This window comes from Blastomonas sp. UPD001 (assembly GCF_003426715.1).
GTDB lineage: Bacteria > Pseudomonadota > Alphaproteobacteria > Sphingomonadales > Sphingomonadaceae > Blastomonas.
Map to the genome: position 1 here is coordinate 2,669,941 of NZ_QKVT01000001.1, position 3,380 is coordinate 2,673,320.

Consider the following 3,380-nt stretch of genomic DNA (forward strand, 5'->3'; position numbering starts at 1 on the left):
GGCCGGGTCGGCGTGGGGAGCACATCGGCCAGTGACAGTCTGGCACTGGCGGCACCGGCCCCCAAAAGCTGTTCGCGTTGCTGAAACAAGACCGACCCCTTGCCGCCATTCCTCCCGTGCCGATCCTGAAAAGACCAGCGCGATGGCGTTTTCCTCGCCGCAATCTGTGTGGACATGACCGGTTAAAGTCAAATTAACCCGGGGTGTAAAACCCGGACTGCGGGATGAGCGGTGCAAGAAGCCCGATCAGCGGCGCAACCTATCCACAGGGCTTTGCGCGCGGGTCTTGCATTGCTCGGGTGCTGCCATGATGTAGGGGGTGGAGGCTGCTCCCATGACCCGATTTTCGCCGAGCCCCGTCACCGCCGTGCTGGGGCCGACCAACACCGGTAAGACGCACCTCGCGATCGAGCGGATGTGTGCGCATTCCAGCGGCCTGATCGGCTTCCCGCTTCGCCTGCTCGCGCGCGAGGTCTATGACCGGGTGGTGAAGATCAAGGGGCCGGGCGAGGTCGCGCTGGTCACCGGCGAGGAGCGGATCGTCCCGCCCGGCGCGCGCTGGTTCCTCTCCACCGCCGAGAGCATGCCGCTCGATCAGGGGCGCGATTTCGCCTTTGTCGCGATCGACGAGGCGCAACTGGGCGCGCATCCCGAACGCGGGCATGTGTTTACCGACAGGGTGCTTAATGCGCGCGGCCGCGACGAAACGATGATCCTCGGTTCCGAAGCCCTGTCGCCGATGATCCGCGCGCTCGTGCCCGATGCAGAGATCATCGGCCGCCCGCGCTTTTCGACGCTGAGCTATGCCGGGATCAAGAAGCTTTCGCGCCTGCCGCCGCGCAGCGCGATCGTCGCCTTCTCGGCCGAGGAGGTCTATGCCGTCGCCGAGATGCTGCGGCGCTTTCGCGGCGGCGCGGCAGTGGTCATGGGAGCGTTGAGCCCGGCGACGCGCAACGCGCAGGTCGCGATGTACCAGGCGGGCGAGGTCGATTATCTCGTCGCCACCGACGCGATCGGCATGGGGCTCAACATGGATGTCGAGCATGTCGCCTTTGCCTCGCTGCACAAATATGACGGCGCGCGCCGTCGGCGGCTGACCCTTTCGGAAATGGCGCAGATCGCCGGGCGCGCCGGTCGGCACCAGCGCGACGGCACGTTCGGGTCGGTCGCGGGCCATCACGATGCGCAGTTCACCGACGAGGAGATCGAGCGGATCGAGCAGCACAGCTTTCCGCCGCTCAAATCGCTGTTCTGGCGCGAATCCCGGCTGCGCTTCGACAGCCTGGGCACATTGATCGCCGATCTGGAACGGTTGCCCTCGAGTCCGGTCCTCAAGCCCGCACCCGAAGCGATCGATCTTGCCGTGCTGCGCCGCCTGGCCGACGATCCGCAGGTCGCGCCGAGCGTGCGCGGCCAGGCGGCGGTGCGGCGCTTCTGGTCGGTGTGCAGCCTGCCCGATTTCCAGCATCGCGGGGCCGAGCATCACGCGAACTTCGTCGCGCAGCTCTGGCAGCATCTGGGCCAGGGGCTGGGCCACATCCCGGTCGATTTCATCGCGCGCAAGATTGCCGATCTCGATTCGGTGCAGGGCGACGTCGAGAAGCTGGGCGCGCGCATCGCGGCGATCCGCACCTGGGCCTATGTCGCGCAGCGGCGCGACTGGCTGGCCGATCCCGCCGAAATGGCCGGGCGCGCGCGCGAGGTCGAGGAGCGATTGTCCGACGCGCTGCACCGCGCGCTGGCGCAGCGCTTCGTCGACCGGCGCACCGCGGTGCTGCTGCGCGGCCTGGGCGGTGATGCCTCTCTGCTGCCGGTGACGCTCGAAGAGGGCGATGCGATCTGCGTCGATGGCGAACCGATCGGGCATCTGAGCGGCTTTTCGTTCGTCGTCGATGCGCAGGCGCGGCTGGCCGACCGCAAGCTGCTGGTCGCCGCCGCCGATCGCCATCTGCCCGGATTGCTGGCAAGGCGCGCGCGCGATCTGATCGCCGATGGCGTCGCCCGCAGGAGAGACGCGGTGCCGGTCGGCGATCAGGTCGATCGCGACCATGCCGACGACCTGCACCTTACGCGCGAGGGCGGGCACAGCCATAGGCGCATCGTGCATGTCGACGATGCCACCGGCTGGGCGGTTCAGCAGGCGCTCGAACGCGCGGCGCTCGCCAACCCGAACATCACATTGCTGCCCGACATGGTCGCGATCGACCTGATCGCCGACCGGCACCGCGTCTCTCCTGCGGGCGATCGGCGCATCTGGGGCGCCTATGCGCTCAATCGCAGCACCGGCCATGTCGAGGCGCTGACCGCGCGCGCGACGCTGCTGGCGAGCGGCGGGGCGGGGCGGACGTACCTGTTCTCGACCGCGCCCCGAGGTGCCACCGGCGACGGCATCGCCATGGCGTGGCGCGCGGGCGCGCGCGTCTCGAACATGGAATTCATGCAGTTCCACCCGACCTGCCTGTACAATCTCGACGTCAAGAATTTCCTGATCACCGAGGCGGTGCGCGGCGAGGGCGGGCAGTTGCTGATCCCCGAGACCGGCTATCGCTTCATGGGCGATTTCGACGAGCGGCTGGAGCTGGCTCCGCGCGATGTCGTCGCGCGTGCGATCGACCATGAGATCAAGCGGCTGGGGCTCGATTATGTGCATCTCGACATCAGCCACCAGCCGCCCGAATTCGTGAAGGGCCATTTCCCGACCATCTACGACAAGCTGCTGGGACTGGGCATCGACATCACCCGCGATCCGATCCCGGTGGTGCCCGCGCAGCATTATACCTGCGGCGGGGTGCTGATCGATCTCAACGGCCGCACCGACCTGCCGGGGCTGTATGCCGCGGGCGAGGTCAGCCAGTCGGGGCTGCATGGCGCGAACCGGCTCGCGTCCAACTCGCTCCTCGAATGCTTCGTCTTCGGCGATGCGGCGGCCAAGGACATTATCGAGCACTGGGACGAACTGGGCCCGGCGCCCGCGATCCTGCCCTGGGACGAAAGCCGCGTCACCGATTCGGACGAGGAGGTCGTCGTCCAGCACAACTGGCGCGAGATCCGCCGCTTCATGTGGGACTATGTCGGCATCGTGCGCACCACCAAGCGGCTCGAACGCGCGCGCCATCGCATCGAGTTGCTGCGCAGCGAGGTCGAGGAATATTACGGCAATTTCCGCGTCACCCCCGACCTGGTCGAGCTGCGCAACCTGATCGAGGTCGCCGACCTGATCGTCCGCTCGGCGCTTGAACGCAAGGAGAGCCGGGGGCTGCACTATAACAGCGATTATCCCGACCTGCTGCCGGTGGCGGAAGATACGGTGCTGGGGCCCTAGCCTTCTCCCCTCCCGCTTGCGGGAGGGGCAGGTTCAGCTTGCTGAACCGGGGTGGGCC

The 3,380-nt window shown here is 67.4% G+C and carries 1 protein-coding gene; it reads left to right on the forward strand.

Going from position 1 to position 3,380, the window contains the following annotated elements; genetic code table 11:
• The first annotated feature begins 334 nt into the window (after positions 1–334).
• A complete protein-coding gene (nadB, locus tag DM995_RS22405) occupies positions 335–3,322 on the forward strand; it encodes an L-aspartate oxidase (RefSeq protein ID WP_116969767.1) in 2,988 nt (995 codons plus the stop codon).
• The last annotated feature ends 58 nt before the right edge of the window (positions 3,323–3,380 follow it).

Excerpts from the sequence above, each read along its gene's own strand:
- nadB (WP_116969767.1), top strand. The coding sequence starts at position 335 with ATGACCCGATTTTCGCCGAGCCCCGTCACCGCCGTGCTGGGGCCGACC.